General features: G+C 59.2%; 17 protein-coding genes and 1 pseudogene. 12 read left to right on the top strand and 6 right to left on the bottom strand.

What is annotated here, in order from left to right; genetic code table 11:
* Window positions 1–116: 116 nt before the first annotated feature.
* Together CFII64_RS04400 and CFII64_RS04395 are read right to left on the bottom strand one after the other, a co-directional pair.
* Window positions 117–680 carry a murein L,D-transpeptidase family protein gene (locus CFII64_RS04400; protein ID WP_020289558.1) on the bottom strand — a complete coding sequence of 188 codons (564 nt, stop codon included), beginning with the start codon at window positions 678–680 and terminating at the stop codon, window positions 117–119.
* A gap of 43 nt (window positions 681–723) precedes the next feature.
* Complete coding sequence (locus CFII64_RS04395) at window positions 724–1,275, bottom strand: NUDIX hydrolase (RefSeq protein ID WP_020289557.1); 552 nt, start codon at window positions 1,273–1,275, stop codon at window positions 724–726.
* Window positions 1,276–1,431: 156 nt separating this feature from the next.
* Here CFII64_RS04395 and CFII64_RS04390 point away from each other — a divergent pair, with 156 nt between their 5' ends.
* From CFII64_RS04390 to purT, 5 genes are all read left to right on the top strand, one after another.
* Window positions 1,432–2,034, top strand: a complete 603-nt coding sequence (locus tag CFII64_RS04390; protein WP_020289556.1) for a CoA pyrophosphatase — start codon at window positions 1,432–1,434, stop codon at window positions 2,032–2,034.
* 32 nt (window positions 2,035–2,066) lie between these two features.
* Entirely contained in the window at window positions 2,067–2,591 is a 525-nt protein-coding gene (locus tag CFII64_RS04385; RefSeq protein WP_020289555.1) for a gamma carbonic anhydrase family protein, read from the top strand.
* Between the two features lie 2 nt (window positions 2,592–2,593).
* Window positions 2,594–2,797 (top strand): DUF1289 domain-containing protein, encoded by a 204-nt coding sequence (locus CFII64_RS04380; protein ID WP_020289554.1) that lies wholly within the window; start codon window positions 2,594–2,596, stop codon window positions 2,795–2,797.
* A 102-nt stretch (window positions 2,798–2,899) separates the two neighbouring features.
* Entirely contained in the window at window positions 2,900–3,367 is a 468-nt protein-coding gene (locus tag CFII64_RS04375) for a hypothetical protein (protein ID WP_020289553.1), read from the top strand.
* 103 nt (window positions 3,368–3,470) lie between these two features.
* Window positions 3,471–4,652: a formate-dependent phosphoribosylglycinamide formyltransferase gene (gene purT, locus CFII64_RS04370; protein WP_020289552.1), complete on the top strand. Its 1,182-nt coding sequence runs from the start codon at window positions 3,471–3,473 to the stop codon at window positions 4,650–4,652.
* A gap of 74 nt (window positions 4,653–4,726) precedes the next feature.
* Here purT and CFII64_RS04365 read toward each other — a convergent pair whose 3' ends face one another.
* The 4 genes and pseudogenes from CFII64_RS04365 to CFII64_RS04350 form a co-directional block, all read right to left on the bottom strand.
* Window positions 4,727–5,446 carry a WbqC family protein gene (locus tag CFII64_RS04365; protein ID WP_020289551.1) on the bottom strand — a complete coding sequence of 240 codons (720 nt, stop codon included), beginning with the start codon at window positions 5,444–5,446 and terminating at the stop codon, window positions 4,727–4,729.
* Window positions 5,447–5,605: 159 nt separating this feature from the next.
* Window positions 5,606–6,906, bottom strand: a pseudogene (locus CFII64_RS04360) (MFS transporter).
* 300 nt (window positions 6,907–7,206) lie between these two features.
* Complete coding sequence (locus CFII64_RS04355; protein WP_020289550.1) at window positions 7,207–8,454, bottom strand: HlyC/CorC family transporter; 1,248 nt, start codon at window positions 8,452–8,454, stop codon at window positions 7,207–7,209.
* A gap of 12 nt (window positions 8,455–8,466) precedes the next feature.
* Entirely contained in the window at window positions 8,467–9,279 is an 813-nt protein-coding gene (locus tag CFII64_RS04350) for an inner membrane protein YpjD (RefSeq protein WP_020289549.1), read from the bottom strand.
* Between the two features lie 198 nt (window positions 9,280–9,477).
* Between CFII64_RS04350 and ffh the strand changes: the two genes are divergently transcribed.
* From ffh to CFII64_RS04315, 7 genes are all read left to right on the top strand, one after another.
* The gene (ffh, locus tag CFII64_RS04345) at window positions 9,478–10,854 is read left to right on the top strand and encodes a signal recognition particle protein (RefSeq protein WP_020289548.1); all 1,377 of its coding nucleotides are present in this window, start codon (window positions 9,478–9,480) and stop codon (window positions 10,852–10,854) included.
* A 248-nt stretch (window positions 10,855–11,102) separates the two neighbouring features.
* The gene (rpsP, locus tag CFII64_RS04340; RefSeq protein WP_020289547.1) at window positions 11,103–11,360 is read left to right on the top strand and encodes a 30S ribosomal protein S16; all 258 of its coding nucleotides are present in this window, start codon (window positions 11,103–11,105) and stop codon (window positions 11,358–11,360) included.
* A 5-nt stretch (window positions 11,361–11,365) separates the two neighbouring features.
* The gene (rimM, locus tag CFII64_RS04335; protein ID WP_020289546.1) at window positions 11,366–11,902 is read left to right on the top strand and encodes a ribosome maturation factor RimM; all 537 of its coding nucleotides are present in this window, start codon (window positions 11,366–11,368) and stop codon (window positions 11,900–11,902) included.
* A gap of 5 nt (window positions 11,903–11,907) precedes the next feature.
* Window positions 11,908–12,660 carry a tRNA (guanosine(37)-N1)-methyltransferase TrmD gene (gene trmD / locus CFII64_RS04330; protein ID WP_020289545.1) on the top strand — a complete coding sequence of 251 codons (753 nt, stop codon included), beginning with the start codon at window positions 11,908–11,910 and terminating at the stop codon, window positions 12,658–12,660.
* Window positions 12,661–12,703: 43 nt separating this feature from the next.
* Window positions 12,704–13,054, top strand: a complete 351-nt coding sequence (gene rplS, locus CFII64_RS04325) for a 50S ribosomal protein L19 (protein WP_020289544.1) — start codon at window positions 12,704–12,706, stop codon at window positions 13,052–13,054.
* A 115-nt stretch (window positions 13,055–13,169) separates the two neighbouring features.
* Window positions 13,170–14,066: a site-specific tyrosine recombinase XerD gene (gene xerD, locus CFII64_RS04320; RefSeq protein WP_020289543.1), complete on the top strand. Its 897-nt coding sequence runs from the start codon at window positions 13,170–13,172 to the stop codon at window positions 14,064–14,066.
* Window positions 14,067–14,216: 150 nt separating this feature from the next.
* Window positions 14,217–14,957, top strand: a complete 741-nt coding sequence (locus tag CFII64_RS04315) for a thioredoxin fold domain-containing protein (protein ID WP_020289542.1) — start codon at window positions 14,217–14,219, stop codon at window positions 14,955–14,957.
* The last annotated feature ends 60 nt before the right edge of the window (window positions 14,958–15,017 follow it).

Genomic DNA, 15,017 nt, shown 5'->3' with positions numbered 1-15,017 from the left:
CAGATGTACCACTTCTCGCGGATGAATCCGCCCCTACGGCTTGGAGTCTAACGGCCTCTTTGCGGATGAGTCTCCTACAGCAGGTTCTCGTAGGTTGATGTGTGCGGGCAACCGCCTTACGGCCTGATCTCAATCATCGTGCCGTCCTTCACCAGATCCCACACCTCGCGCATGTCATTGTTTTTCATGGCAATGCAGCCGTTGGTCCAGTCCAGTGTCTGGAAATACCATTCCGGGTATTCCTCATCCACAGGCGTGCCGTGGATCATGATCATGCTGCCGGGCTTGACCCCTTCGCGCCGCGAGCGAGCCGAATCGGTGATGTTCGGGTAGGAGATGTGCATCGACAGGTTGTAGTTGGTGCTGTTTTTGCGCCAGTCCAGCCAGTAGAAACCTTCCGGCGTGCGTTGATCGCCTTCCTGCAACTTGGTGCCCTTGGGTTGCTTGCCCAGGGAAATGCGATACGTCTTGAGCGCTTCGCCGCCACTGATCAGCTGCAACTGACGCGCCGATTTGAGCACCAGAACCTTTTCGATCTTGCGATCGGCAATGTTCTCGGTGTTGATCACTTTGTTGCCGACGATTTTCTGCTCGCTGCCCTTGGGCACGATGGTTTGCGTGAACGCAGCCTGGGACAGCGGAACGAATGACAAGCACAAGACAGCAAGCAACCAACGCATCGAAACGATTTCCCTGAAGCGGCGCCAAGCTGCGCCGATGATGTTAAGTGTCCTGTATAGGCCGCGACGGCGGCAACGCGTCGGTTCGCACAGGGTAAATCTGTTGGCGCCGGTCGGCGAAGAAGCATTCTAGAGTACGTCTGACCGTCGTGAAAGCCAGCTCGGACCATGGGATATCGGCTTCGTCGAACAAGGCCACTTCCAGGCTCTCGATGCCGGCGGCGAATGTCGGGGATGCCATCTGCGCACGATAGAACACGTGGACCTGATTGATATGCGGCACATCGACCAACATGTACAGATGCAGATCGCCCAGGACCGCACAGGCTTCTTCATCCGTCTCACGGCGCGCGGCCTGCTCGATGGTCTCGCCGTTCTCCATGAATCCGGCGGGCAGGGTCCAGAAACCCAGGCGCGGCTCGATGGCACGCCGACACAGCAGGACTTTGTCGTCCCACAGGGGCAGGCAACCCGCCACGATATTCGGGTTCTGATAATGAATGGTGTGGCAGTGCTCACAGACGTAGCGTGGGCGGCTATCGCCTTCGGGAATACGCTGTATGACCGGGTTACCGCACTGGCTGCAGAATTTCATGGAGTTATTCGATTGCTGAATTCAGGCGCTATCTTGGCGTGCGACGCGCCTGCTCGGCAAGAAGCGCTTTGTATTGGTCAGAGTTGTCCTACAAGGGCTTGGGCAGTTGGCTGCTTTGGTGCATGATGCCGGGTAGGCAACAGATCGAGATTTCCCATGCTGGACGAGCTACTTCGCCGTGTAAGCAGTCATACGCCGAGCACTCTTGAGACGGATCGACGTTTTCCCGAGGCTGCGGTGTTATTGCCCATTACTCGCAGTGACGAACCCGAGTTGATCCTGACCCTGCGTGCCAGCGGTCTGTCGACCCATGGGGGCGAAGTGGCGTTCCCCGGCGGGCGGCGCGATCCTGATGACGTGGACCTGGTGTTCACCGCCTTGCGCGAGGCCGAAGAGGAAATCGGCTTGCCACCAGGTCTGGTGGAGGTTATCGGCCCGCTCAGCCCATTGATCTCCAAGCACGGCATCAAGGTCACGCCTTACGTAGGACTGATCCCTGATTTCGTTGAATACCGCCCCAATGATGCAGAGATTGCTGCCGTTTTCAGCGTGCCACTGGAGTTTTTTCGCCAGGACACCCGGGAACATACCCACCGCATCGATTACCAGGGGCGCAGCTGGTACGTACCCAGTTATCGTTACGGCGAGTATAAAATCTGGGGCCTGACCGCGATCATGATCGTCGAGCTGATCAATGTGCTGTATGACAGCAAAATCAGCCTGCATCAGCCACCCGAACATTCCGTGACCCGAGCTTGAACAATCGGCCGCCGAGCCTTGAGGAACGATGCATGAAATACCGCCTGGGCGACTCCCGTGTCGAAACCGATCCTGACAGCTGGGTCGCACCCAACGCCGTGCTAATTGGCAAGGTCAAGCTGGAGGCGGGCGCCAGCGTCTGGTTCAACGCCGTGCTGCGTGGCGACAACGAGCTGATTCATATTGGCGAAAACAGCAACGTGCAGGACGGAACCGTCATGCACACCGACATGGGCTCGCCGCTGGAAATTGGCAAAGGCGTGACCATTGGCCATAACGTCATGCTGCATGGTTGCAGCGTTGATGATTACAGCCTGATCGGCATCAATTCGGTGATCCTCAATGGCGCGAAAATCGGCAAATACTGCATCATCGGCGCCAACTCGCTGATCGGCGAAGGCAAGGTCATTCCCGACGGATCATTGGTGATGGGCTCGCCCGGCAAGGTGGTGCGCGAGCTCACCGATATCCAGAAGAAAATGCTCGAAGCCAGCGCCGCGCATTACGTCAGCAATGCCCGGCGCTACGCCCGGGACCTGCAGCCGCAGGAAGACTGATCATGCAGGAACGTCGCGTCGCGTCCCCTTGCGTGAGCATTTGTGCGCTGGATAACGATGATGTCTGCATGGGCTGCCAGCGCACCGTCAAGGAAATCACCGACTGGCACGCTCTGGACAACGAGCAGCGTCGTGCGGTGCTGGTGTTGTGCCATGAGCGGGCCGAGGCGAACGGGTTGATCTGGTCGGTGCCGTCCCCTTCCTGAGACTGCGGTCTGTCCGACACTACGCCTCGCCAACAAGTTGGCGCCTACAGAGTCACGCGGCTGGTACTATCAGCGCATCTTCCCGCCACATAAGCCTCGCCCATGCTCTTCCTGATCACCTACATCGGCAGTGTCGTGCTGATCAACTTTGCGTTCTCCACCGCGCCGCACCTGGACGTCATCTGGTCGGCGTGGGGTGGCCTGGTGTTCGTGCTGCGCGACATGGTGCAGACCCGCTTCGGCCATGGCGCGATCTTCGCCATGCTGGCGGCATTGGTGTTGTCCTACGTGACTTCCGATCCCACCATTGCGCTGGCCAGTGCCACGGCGTTCGCGGTGTCGGAATGCATCGACTGGCTGGTTTTCACCATCACCAAGCGGCCGCTGCATGACCGACTCTGGCTGAGCTCGGCGCTGAGCATCCCGCTGGACACCTTTATCTTCTTCGGCATGATCGACGCCATGACCACGCCAGTCATCGTGACTGCTCTGGCCTCCAAATTCGTCGGTGTGACGGCGGTCTGGCTGATCATGGTCTGGCGCGCGCGCAAGAACGCTTGTCCGGGCTGAGATCCAATTCCCGGGGCTTCGTGGTAAATTGCGCGCCTTTCTCCACCGTGGCGTCCCGCATTCTGGCGGGCTGCCCTCGATATCTGCTCCACGAGGACCTGAGATGACTCAAATCGGAACTCCACTGTCGCCTACCGCGACCCGCGTTTTGCTCTGCGGTTGCGGCGAACTGGGCAAGGAAGTAGTGATCGAATTGCAACGCCTTGGCGTCGAAGTGATCGCGGTTGATCGCTATGCCAACGCGCCAGCCATGCAGGTCGCCCATCGCAGCCATGTGATCAACATGCTCGACGGCGCCGCGCTGCGTGCAGTCATCGAAGCCGAGAAGCCACATTTCATCGTGCCGGAAATCGAGGCCATCGCCACCGCGACGCTGGTGGAACTGGAGTCCGAAGGCTTCACCGTGATTCCCACTGCACGCGCCGCACAGTTGACCATGAACCGCGAAGGCATTCGTCGTCTGGCCGCTGAAGAGCTGGACCTGCCGACTTCGCCGTATCACTTCGCTGACACCTTCGAAGATTATCGCAAGGCCGTGGAAGACCTGGGTTTCCCTTGTGTCGTGAAACCGGTGATGAGTTCGTCGGGCAAGGGCCAGAGCCTGCTCAAGACCACCGATGACGTGCAGAAAGCCTGGGATTACGCCCAGGAGGGCGGTCGCGCCGGCAAAGGTCGGGTGATCATCGAAGGCTTCATCGACTTCGATTACGAAATCACCCTGCTGACCGTGCGTCACGTGGGCGGCACGACGTTCTGCGCGCCGGTCGGCCATCGTCAAGAGAAAGGCGACTATCAGGAGTCCTGGCAGCCACAGGTCATGAGCCCGGTTGCCCTGGCGGAGTCCGAGCGCGTCGCCAAGGCCGTGACTGAAGCCCTGGGCGGTCGCGGGCTGTTTGGCGTCGAGCTGTTTATCAAAGGTGATCAGGTCTGGTTCAGCGAAGTCTCGCCGCGTCCACACGATACCGGCCTGGTGACCCTGATTTCGCAGGATCTGTCGCAATTCGCATTGCACGCCCGCGCCATTCTCGGTCTGCCAATCCCGCTGATTCGGCAGTTCGGACCCTCGGCGTCAGCCGTGATTCTGGTTGAGGGCAAGTCCACCCAGACGGCGTTCGCCAACCTGGGCCAGGCCCTGAGCGAGCCGGATACGGCACTGCGTCTGTTTGGCAAACCGGAAGTCGATGGTCAGCGCCGCATGGGCGTGGCCCTGGCTCGGGACGAGTCCATCGAAGCCGCTCGCGCCAAGGCGACGCGTGCTTCCCGGGCAGTGAAGGTTCAGTTGTAACCTGACCCACGCGCACGCCACAGTTCCCGGATGGCAACTGTGGCGTGTGTATCCAGCGGGGCTCGCCGGATCGTTTAACAGGCTGTTCGCGTGTTTTCGTGAATGTAAGCCGTGACGTCGCCCGGCGGGTTCCACATCAGGACGTCGAGAATCGATAGATTGCCGATGAACTCGTAAGGCGCGGTGTCGTAGACAAACGTCGACACATCCAGAAAGCGCAACTCTATGCCCCGTTGCTGCCACTCACTGGCAACGAATATCGCCCGTCCACCCGGCGCGTTGATATACCGGCTCGCCTCCAGTGCGCTGCTGATTTCCAGTGCCCATTGGCCTGGATGTTGAATGGGCGGCAATTGCAGATCCATGGCCGAATGCGGCTTCCAGCTGAACGGCAGGTCGAGGTAATCGCAGGTGGTTTTGAGCGACTGCGTGTTCAGTTCGCCGACGCCATTGTCCCTGACCGAGGCAAATGTGTTTCTGATCAGGTCGCGGACTTTTTGATAGAAAGGGGCCTTGCCGCGATAGTGCTCCAGCTGGCCAAGAATGCGTTGTAATGCGGCCGCGTGATCAATCACCGTGGTGGCCTGGATCGAGGTGCCCAGTGTGGTGCTGACCGGCACGTTGATGTATTGCCAGCCGCCCTTTGCATCAAGAATCCGGTTGCGATTCATCCAGGTCTTGCGGCAGTACTGCGCGGTGTCGAATATCACTCCGCGTTCCGCCGCCGCGATGAGTTGAAAGTACCCCAGATAGGGGAAGAAATAAGGTTGCATGATGGCTAGCGTGTTGTTCATCTCTGGCGTCTTCAGAACGGTTCCCCGGAGTCTTCAGAATAGCCGTCGAAATCACTGTGCCTGCGGGAATAACCAATGAATACGGGGTTTTCGGCGGTTAGCCGACAAATGACCGGCAGCACGCGCTGCAAATCATCCGTCGACTTTACACAAGTGGCGTCAGGCAATCTTGTCCAGATCGGCGTGGCGCGTTTCCTTCAGGCACAGCACGGCAATCACGCTGATCAATGCCGCAGCTGATACATAGCCGCCAACCCAGCTCAGGCCGCCCATCGCCACCAGTTTCTGGGCGAAAAATGGCGCCACTGATGCGCCGACGATTCCTCCCAGGTTGTAGGCCGCCGACGCGCCGGTGTAACGCACGCGTGTCGGAAACAGCTCTGGCAGCATGGCGCCCATCGGCGCGAAGGTGATGCCCATCAAGAACAGTTCGATGCACAGGAACAAGGCCACTGCCCAGGTCGTGCCATGGGTCAGCAAGGGCTCCATGGTAAAGCCGGACAGAACCGCCAGAACCCCGCCGATGATCAGCACCGGACGCCGACCGAACCGGTCACGGCGGCCGCCATGAACAACACGGCGAAGCACAGCAGGCCGAGGAAGGTTTCGCGACTGTAGCCCAGGGTCGAAACCCCGTAACTCAGCGAGAACACGGTCGAGATGTAAAACAGCGCGTAGCAGACCACCATCGACGCCGCACCCAGCAGCATCGGCGCCCAGTATTGGCTGAACAGCTCGGCAATCGGCATTTTCACCCGCTCGTGGCGCGCAATGGCATTGGCGAAAATTGGCGTTTCTTCCAGTTTAAGCCGCACGTACAGGCCGACCATCACCAACACTGCACTGAGCAGGAACGGAATCCGCCAGCCCCAGGAGCGGAACTGTTCGTCGTCCAGCGTCATCGCCAGGGTCAGAAACAACCCGTTGGCGGCGAGGAAACCAATCGAAGGGCCCAACTGCGGGAACATGCCGAACCAGGCACGCTTGCCCGGCGGGGCGTTTTCAGTGGCCAGCAACGCCGCGCCGCCCCATTCGCCGCCCAGGCCCAGGCCTTGCCCGAAACGCAGGACGCACAGCAGAATCGGCGCCCAGGCCCCGATGGTTGCGTAACCGGGGAGCACGCCGATCAGCGTGGTGCAAACCCCCATCAGCAACAGCGAAGCGACCAGCGTCGACTTGCGACCGATGCGGTCACCAAAGTGGCCGAACAGCGCTGAACCCAACGGGCGTGCGAGAAAAGCGATACCGAAGGTCAGAAACGCCGACAGCATCTGTGCGGTGCCGGACGTCTGCGGAAAGAACACCGGACCGATCACCAGCGCGGCGGCGGTGGCGTAGACATAAAAGTCGTAGAACTCGATCGCCGTACCAATGAAGCTGGCCGTGGCGACCCGTGTCGCAGAGTTGGCCGGACGAGCCGGAGCAGCGTGAGTGTCGCCCAAGGCGGAAGTTCTGGTCATGCGGGAATCCCTGACAGTCATCTTGCCTGTCGACAATCGCCTTGGCTGGGCGACGTGCGGCGGCAAACGTTAATTATTGTGGGGGCAGCGCTGATCAGGGTAGCCCGGATGTGGGCAAGAGGCGTGGCAATGCCGAAGGGTAGGGCGGATGCCAGGGAAGTGCGCGGAACGGTTCAGGCTGTGTGTCTGGCCGATCAGCCAGAGTGCGGGTAGCACGCGGATCGGCGGGGCTGGGTAAGCGGCTCGATTATAGAAAGGCCGCTGCGGGCAGAACAAGGAGGTTTTGCCTGCAACGACGCTTTAATTGACGGCGCGGGTCGCCGAGTTCTGCCACATCAGCACACGAGTGACGCGATTGTCTTCGGTTTGCAGGATTTCCAGGCGATACGGCCCGATCTTCAGGCATACCGAGCTTTCCGGAATGGTTTCCAGCGCTTCGGTCACCAGGCCGTTCAGGGTTTTCGGGCCATCTGAAGGCAGGTGCCAGCCCAGACTCTTGTTCAGATCGCGGATCGACGCTGCGCCATCGACCACCAGACGACCATCGGCCTGAGGATGAATGTGCGGGTTGTCGAGGGTCTGTTCGTTTTCGAATTCGCCGACGATTTCTTCGAGAATGTCTTCCAGGCTCACGATGCCCAGCACTTCGCCGTATTCGTCGACCACCACGCCCAGGCGCCGCTGCTGTTTGTGAAAGTTCAGCAGTTGCAGTTGCAGCGGCGTGCTTTCCGGCACGAAGTACGGCTCATAGCAAGCCGCCAGCAATTGCTCCTTGGTCAACTCGGCCTTGGGCAGCAGATGGCTGATCTGGCGCGTGTTGAGGACGCCCTGAACCTGATTGATGTCGTTGTGATACACCGGCAAGCGGGTATGCCGGGAAACGATCAGGCGCTCGATGATTTGCTCAATGGAGTCATCCAGATTGATCCCGTCGACATCACTGCGCGGCACCAGAATGTCGTTGACGGTGATGCTGTCCAGCGCGTGAATCCCGGACAGTACCGGCGAACCGCCAGGCTCATGCTCGTGGACCCCGTCCTGATTCGGGTCCGACAAGGAATCCTGATCGTCTTCGCGTCGGGGGGCAGGCTTGTTGCGGGCGTTGAACGGCAGCACCAGTACGGTGGCGAGGGTGCTCATTAGCCAGGCCAGCGGCCACATGATTTTCATCGGGATACTGAGCATGCCGTTGGCCAGTTTGATAATGGCCAATGGATGCCGCACGGCCAGACGGCGCGGGGCGTATTCGGCGAACACCAGGATCAGGCCGGTGGTGACAAGCCAGGCAATCGTCGGGCCGTTATCAAGCCAGTATCGCAGCGACAGCAACGTCGCGATTACCACGATCAGGGTTTTGACCAGGGTATTGGTCAGGATCAGGCTGCCGAGCTGGAATTCCAGTCGCGGCTTGGCCGGGTCGGTTGGGCGAGTGCCGATTCGCAGGGCCTTGACGCGGTGGTGCGCGGCTTCGACGGCCGTGAACAAGGCTGACCAGAGGATCAGCAGCGCAACAACACCAAGCATTGGGCCGATGGGCAAGTTATCCATGATCTACGCCCGTCAGATGTGCAGAATGAATTCACGGACCAGCTTGCTGCCGAAATAGGCCAGCATCAGCAGGCAAAAGCCGCCCAGGGTCCAGCGGATGGCCTTGTGTCCGCGCCAGCCCAGACGATTTCGACCCCACAGCAACACACTGAAGACTATCCAGGCCAGACACGCCAGCAGGGTTTTGTGCACCAGATGCTGGGCGAACAGGTTTTCGACGAACAGCCAGCCGGAAATCAGCGAGAGCGACAGCAGCGACCAGCCGGCCCATAGAAAGCCGAACAACAGGCTTTCCATGGTTTGCAGCGGCGGGAAGTTCTTGATCAGCCCTGAAGGGTGCTTGTGCTTGAGTTGATGGTCCTGCACCAGCAGCAGCAGCGCCTGGAACATCGCGATGGTGAACATGCCATAGGCCAGGATCGACAGCAGGATATGGCTGAGAATCCCCGGTTCCTCGTCAATCGGCTGCACGGTGCCGGTCGGCGCGAACTGCGCCAGCAGCACGGTGGCCAGCCCCAGCGGGAACAACAGCACCAGCAGGTTTTCCACCGGAATCCGTACGGTGGCGAGCAGCGTCAGGGCAATCACGGCCACCGCAATCAGGCTGGCGGCGCTGAAGAAGTCCAGGCCGAGCCCGATAGGCCGCACCAACTGCGAGAAAAGCCCAGTGGCGTGCGCGATGACGGCAAGCGTGCCGAGCAGGCAAAGCAGCCGTTTGTCGGCCTTGGTGCCCTGGCTCAGGCGAAGGCCCTGATAGATGGTCGCAGCGGCATAAAGGCAGGCGGCGGCGAGGCTGGGTAGCAGGCTGGGTGGCAAGGGGAACATAAATCCTGATGGGCGGGCCCGAAAGGCGCTGAGTTTCGCATACAACCCGCATTTCACGAAAGACCACAGAGGCAGACTCCGGGCGGAGTCTTCGCTATAATCCGCGACCTGCTCAAGCCGCAGGCTCGCCGAGCGCCAATTTTAATACGGGCCGGGCCGCATCAACCGGGGTTCGACGAGAGCCTGAAAGGATCGCGCATGTTTGAAAACCTTACCGACCGTCTCTCGCAGACGCTGCGCCACGTAACTGGCAAGGCCAAGCTGACCGAGGACAACATCAAAGATACCTTGCGCGAAGTGCGGATGGCTTTGCTTGAAGCTGACGTTGCCTTGCCGGTAGTCAAAGACTTCGTCAACAAGGTCAAGGAGCGCGCTGTCGGCACTGAAGTGTCGCGCAGCCTGACGCCGGGCCAGGCGTTCGTGAAGATCGTCCAGGCCGAGCTGGAAGACATGATGGGGGCGGCCAACGAAGAGCTGAGCCTTGCCGTCACGCCTCCGGCGGTAATCCTGATGGCCGGTCTGCAGGGTGCGGGTAAAACCACCACTGCGGGCAAACTGGCCAAGTTCCTCAAGGAGCGCAAGAAGAAAACCGTCATGGTGGTTTCGGTGGACGTGTATCGTCCCGCGGCCATCAAGCAGCTGGAAACCCTGGCCAATGACATCGGCGTAACGTTCTTCCCTTCCGACATCAGCCAGAAGCCGGTCGAGATTGCGCTGGCAGCTATTAAAGAAGCCAGGCTCAAGTTCATTGACGTGGTGATCGTCGATACCGCCGGTCGTCTGCACATCGATGTCGAGATGATGGGCGAGATCCAGGCTTTGCACGCTGCGGTCAAGCCGGCTGAAACCCTGTTCGTGGTCGACGCCATGACCGGCCAGGACGCCGCCAATACCGCCAAGGCGTTTGGCGATGCCTTGCCGCTGACCGGAGTGATCCTGACCAAGGTCGATGGCGATGCACGCGGTGGCGCGGCGCTGTCGGTCCGGGCAATTACCGGCAAGCCAATCAAATTCATCGGTATGGGCGAGAAGAGCGACGCGCTCGAGCCGTTCCACCCCGACCGTATCGCTTCGCGAATCCTGGGCATGGGCGACGTGCTCAGCCTCATCGAGCAGGCCGAACAGACCCTCGACAAGGACAAGGCCGACAAGCTCGCGAAGAAGCTGAAGAAGGGCAAGGGCTTCGATCTCGAAGACTTCCGCGATCAGCTGCAACAGATGAAGAACATGGGCGGTCTCGGCGGCCTCATGGACAAACTGCCGAGCATCGGCGGTGTGAATCTCTCGCAAATGGGCAATGCCCAGGGCGCGGCAGAGAAACAGTTCAAGCAGATGGAAGCCATCATCAACTCGATGACCCCGGCCGAACGTCGCGACCCGGAGCTGATCAGCGGTTCGCGCAAGCGTCGCATCGCCATGGGTTCGGGCACGCAGGTTCAGGACATCGGGCGTCTGATCAAGCAGCACAAACAGATGCAGAAGATGATGAAGAAATTCTCCGCGAAAGGCGGAATGGCGAAAATGATGCGCGGCATGGGCGGAATGTTGCCCGGCGGCGGCATGCCGAAGATGTGATTACGTCGCGCGCAAGTTCGTTTGCGCGCAGCTCGCCGGGGGGGAACCTCTGGCAAAACACCCGTCTGGCGGGTGTCTATCCGCCGTCGAAACTGACGGCTCCATAGCAAATCTTGATGGCATGCCGATAGGCGCCGGAAAAAGACATTTGCAAAAGTCCGGATATTCCTTAGAATATGCGGCCTTTCGGGCACCTATGCCCGCTGTGCATCTTAGATTTGCAGCACCGACTACAGGAATGATGTTCAATGCTAACCATCCGTCTTGCCCTTGGCGGCTCTAAAAAGCGCCCGTTTTACCACCTCACTGTTACCGATAGCCGCAATGCGCGCGACGGTTCACACAAAGAGCAAATTGGCTTCTTCAACCCGGTTGCCCGTGGTCAGGAAGTTCGTTTGTCCGTGAACGACGAGCGTCTGGCTTACTGGATGAGCGTGGGTGCACAAACATCCGAGCGCGTTGCTCAGCTGTTGAAAGAACGAGCCAAGACTCAGGTCGCGGCCTGAGCAATATGAACGCGACGCCAACTGTTGCCGACGATTTGATCGTCATTGGCAAGATTTACTCGATTCACGGCGTTCGCGGCGAAGTGAAGGTCTTTTCCTTTACTGATCCGATTGGAAACCTGTTGGATTACAAAACCTGGACGCTTCGGCGCGAAGGCAGCGTTAAACAGGTAGAGCTGGTCAGCGGACGCTTGCAAAACAAGTTCCTGGTCGCAAAGCTCAAAGGTCTCGATGATCGTGAAGAAGCTCGTCTTCTGTCCGGTTACGAAATCTGTGTGCCACGCAACCTGTTCCCTGATCTGACCGACGGCGAGTACTACTGGTACCAGCTGGAAGGTTTGAAGGTTATCGACACTCTTGGGCAATTGTTCGGGAAAATCGATCATCTTCTGGAAACCGGCTCGAACGATGTAATGGTGGTCAAGCCCTGCGCAGGCAGCCTGGATGATCGCGAACGCCTGTTGCCCTATACGGAGCAATGCGTGTTGGCAATCGACCTGAGTGCCGGCGAGATGAAGGTGGATTGGGATGCGGACTTCTAAGCGCCATGGCTAGCCTGCGCATAGAAGTGATCAGTCTGTTCCCCGAGATGTTTTCCGCCATCAGCGAATACGGCATAACCAGCCGAGCGGTGAAACAAGGGCTGTTGCAGCTCACTTGTTGGAATCCGCGGGACTACACCACGGATCGACATCACACTGTGGATGATCGCCCATTTGGCGGTGGTCCGGGCATGGTGATGAAGATCAAGCCCCTTGAAGATGCTCTGGTTCAGGCCAGGCAAGCGGCAGGGGAAGCGGCGAAGGTAATTTACCTGTCGCCACAAGGCCGCCAACTGAATCAGTCTGCTGTACGCGAACTGGCACAGGAGGAAGCGATTATCCTCATCGCCGGTCGTTATGAAGGCATTGACGAGCGTTTCATTGAAGCTCATGTCGATGAAGAGTGGTCGATTGGTGACTATGTACTGTCTGGCGGCGAGCTGCCGGCAATGGTGCTGATCGACGCGGTTACGCGGCTGCTGCCTGGAGCTTTAGGGCATGCGGACTCCGCGGAGGAAGATTCCTTCACGGATGGTCTGCTGGATTGCCCGCATTACACCCGACCGGAGGTGTATGTGGATCAGCGTGTTCCCGACGTGTTGCTTAGTGGCAATCACGCACATATCCGGCGTTGGCGTTTACAGCAGTCCCTTGGGCGGACCTGGGAACGACGCGCCGATCTTCTGGAAAGCCGCTCGCTTTCTGGAGAAGAGAAGAAGCTGCTGGCGGAATACATCCGCGAGCGGGACGATAGTTAACGTATCGATGGTCGATCCAGATGGATCACCTTAGGAGCACAGCATGACTAACAAAATCATTCTTGCACTCGAAGCAGAGCAGATGACGAAAGAGATCCCTACCTTTGCCCCGGGCGACACTGTTGTCGTTCAGGTGAAAGTGAAGGAAGGCGACCGTGCGCGTCTGCAAGCGTTCGAGGGCGTAGTAATTGCCAAGCGTAACCGTGGCGTGAACAGTGCTTTCACTGTTCGTAAAATCTCCAACGGTGTTGGCGTTGAGCGTACTTTCCAGACTTACAGCCCGCAAATCGACAGCCTGGCTGTGAAACGTCGCGGTGACGTTCGCAAAGCCAAACTGTACTACCTGCGTGACCTGTCCGGTAAAGCAGCTCGCATCAAGGAAAAACTGGCTTAAGTCCAGCAATCCGATGCAAAAAAAAGCAGCCTTCGGGCTGCTTTTTTGTGCCCGGGATTTTATTGTCCGTGTTCAATAGCGGTCTTTCGCGAAACAGCACAAGCGCCCATCACCTATGTCTGCAATCGACCATCCGCTGATCGACCGTTTTCTCGACGCCCTGTGGCTGGAGAAAGGGCTTTCGGACAACACTCGCGATGCGTATCGCAGCGACCTGGCCTTGTTCAACGGCTGGCTTGAAGAGCGGGGCGTGGACCTGATCAGTGTCGGGCGCGAAGCCATTCTGGATCATCTGGCCTGGCGCGTGGACCAGGCTTACAAGCCACGTTCGACCGCACGTTTTTTGTCCGGAGTGCGCGGTTTCTATCGCTATTTGCTGCGGGAAAAGCTGATCCAGGTCGACCCGACATTGCAAATCGACATGCCACAGCTGGGCAGGCCCTTGCCCAAGTCGCTGTCGGAAGCCGATGTCGAAGCCTTGTTGGCGGCACCCGATCTGAGCGAGGCCATTGGCCAGCGGGATCGCGCGATGCTTGAAGTCCTGTACGCCTGCGGTCTGCGCGTCACCGAATTGATCAGCCTCACGCTGGAGCAAGTCAACCTGCGACAGGGCGTATTGCGGGTCATGGGCAAAGGCAGCAAGGAGCGGCTGGTGCCCATGGGTGAAGAGGCCATCGTCTGGATCGAGCGCTACATGCGCGGTGCTCGCGATGAGCTATTGGCCGGGCGTCCCAGCGATGTGTTGTTCCCCAGCTTGCGCGGCGAACAAATGACGCGCCAGACATTCTGGCATCGCATCAAGCACCAGGCCGCCGTGGCCGGAATCGGCAAGTCACTGTCGCCACATACCTTGCGCCATGCGTTCGCGACCCATCTGCTTAACCACGGCGCAGACTTGCGCGTGGTGCAGATGCTGTTGGGCCATAGCGATCTGTCGACCACGCAGATCTACACCCATGTCGCTCGGGCCCGCTTGCAGGACATGCACGCCAAACATCACCCGCGCGGCTGAACGTACCAATGGCAGGAATTGCCCGATATCCGGCGTCGGTCCGGGTCGGTGTTGCGGGGCTTATGTGATAGTCTTTGCCGGTTTCGCAAATGGATGCTGGCATCCGCTGTTTTCAGCGCCGCCCATTTGCCCACCGCCCGAGGAGTTTTCATGCGCGTGACCCAGATTTTCGCCGCCGCAGTCATTGCGCTGGCCAGTACCTTCAGCCTGATTGCTCAGGCTGATGCGCCCGCCGAACAAGCTATTCGCAAGACGCTGGATTCACTCAAGCTGGAGTTGCCGGTCGACAGCATCGCGGCCAGCCCGCTGAACGGCCTTTACGAGGTCAAGCTCAAGGGCGGCCGCGTGCTGTATGCCAGCGGCGACGGGCAGTTCGTCATGCAGGGTTATCTGTTCCAGATCCAGGATGGCAAACCGGTCAACCTGACCGAGAAAACCGAGCGCCTGGCGATCTCCAAAACCATCAACGGCATCCCGACCGCTGAAATGGTGGTCTACCCGGCCATTGGCGAAACCAAATCACACATCACCGTATTTACTGACACCACGTGCCCGTATTGCCACAAACTGCATGCCGAAGTGCCGCAGTTGAACAAGATGGGTATCGAAGTCCGCTATGTGGCTTTCCCGCGTCAGGGCCTGGGTTCGCCCGGCGATGAGCAACTGCAGGCAGTCTGGTGTTCCAAGGATCGCAAGGGCGCCATGGACCGCATGGTCGATGGCAAGAACATCCAGGCGTCTAAATGCGCCAACCCTGTGACCAAGCAGTTCGAAATGGGCCAGTCGATCGGTGTCAACGGCACACCGGCCATCGTTCTGGCTGACGGTCAACTGATCCCGGGTTACCAGCCTGCGGCGCAAGTGGCCAAACTGGCGCTCGGCGCCGAATAATCCAGCGTCATCAAGGTTTCCTTGAAGACCGTGGGACGACAGCTGCAAGCGTCGTCCCGT

Origin of the sequence: Pseudomonas sp. CFII64, assembly GCF_000416235.1 — a bacterium.
GTDB lineage: Bacteria > Pseudomonadota > Gammaproteobacteria > Pseudomonadales > Pseudomonadaceae > Aquipseudomonas.
The sequence above is the reverse complement of the archived record's forward strand: the minus strand, read 5'-3'. Positions and strand labels throughout refer to the sequence as shown.

Coding starts and splice junctions, on each gene's coding strand:
- CFII64_RS04400 (WP_020289558.1), bottom strand. CDS start 680: ATGCGTTGGTTGCTTGCTGTCTTGTGCTTGTCATTCGTTCCGCTGTCC.
- CFII64_RS04395 (WP_020289557.1), bottom strand. CDS start 1,275: ATGAAATTCTGCAGCCAGTGCGGTAACCCGGTCATACAGCGTATTCCC.
- CFII64_RS04390 (WP_020289556.1), top strand. CDS start 1,432: ATGCTGGACGAGCTACTTCGCCGTGTAAGCAGTCATACGCCGAGCACT.
- CFII64_RS04385 (WP_020289555.1), top strand. CDS start 2,067: ATGAAATACCGCCTGGGCGACTCCCGTGTCGAAACCGATCCTGACAGC.
- CFII64_RS04380 (WP_020289554.1), top strand. CDS start 2,594: ATGCAGGAACGTCGCGTCGCGTCCCCTTGCGTGAGCATTTGTGCGCTG.
- CFII64_RS04375 (WP_020289553.1), top strand. CDS start 2,900: ATGCTCTTCCTGATCACCTACATCGGCAGTGTCGTGCTGATCAACTTT.
- purT (WP_020289552.1), top strand. CDS start 3,471: ATGACTCAAATCGGAACTCCACTGTCGCCTACCGCGACCCGCGTTTTG.
- CFII64_RS04365 (WP_020289551.1), bottom strand. CDS start 5,446: ATGAACAACACGCTAGCCATCATGCAACCTTATTTCTTCCCCTATCTG.
- CFII64_RS04355 (WP_020289550.1), bottom strand. CDS start 8,454: ATGGATAACTTGCCCATCGGCCCAATGCTTGGTGTTGTTGCGCTGCTG.
- CFII64_RS04350 (WP_020289549.1), bottom strand. CDS start 9,279: ATGTTCCCCTTGCCACCCAGCCTGCTACCCAGCCTCGCCGCCGCCTGC.
- ffh (WP_020289548.1), top strand. CDS start 9,478: ATGTTTGAAAACCTTACCGACCGTCTCTCGCAGACGCTGCGCCACGTA.
- rpsP (WP_020289547.1), top strand. CDS start 11,103: ATGCTAACCATCCGTCTTGCCCTTGGCGGCTCTAAAAAGCGCCCGTTT.
- rimM (WP_020289546.1), top strand. CDS start 11,366: ATGAACGCGACGCCAACTGTTGCCGACGATTTGATCGTCATTGGCAAG.
- trmD (WP_020289545.1), top strand. CDS start 11,908: ATGGCTAGCCTGCGCATAGAAGTGATCAGTCTGTTCCCCGAGATGTTT.
- rplS (WP_020289544.1), top strand. CDS start 12,704: ATGACTAACAAAATCATTCTTGCACTCGAAGCAGAGCAGATGACGAAA.
- xerD (WP_020289543.1), top strand. CDS start 13,170: ATGTCTGCAATCGACCATCCGCTGATCGACCGTTTTCTCGACGCCCTG.
- CFII64_RS04315 (WP_020289542.1), top strand. CDS start 14,217: ATGCGCGTGACCCAGATTTTCGCCGCCGCAGTCATTGCGCTGGCCAGT.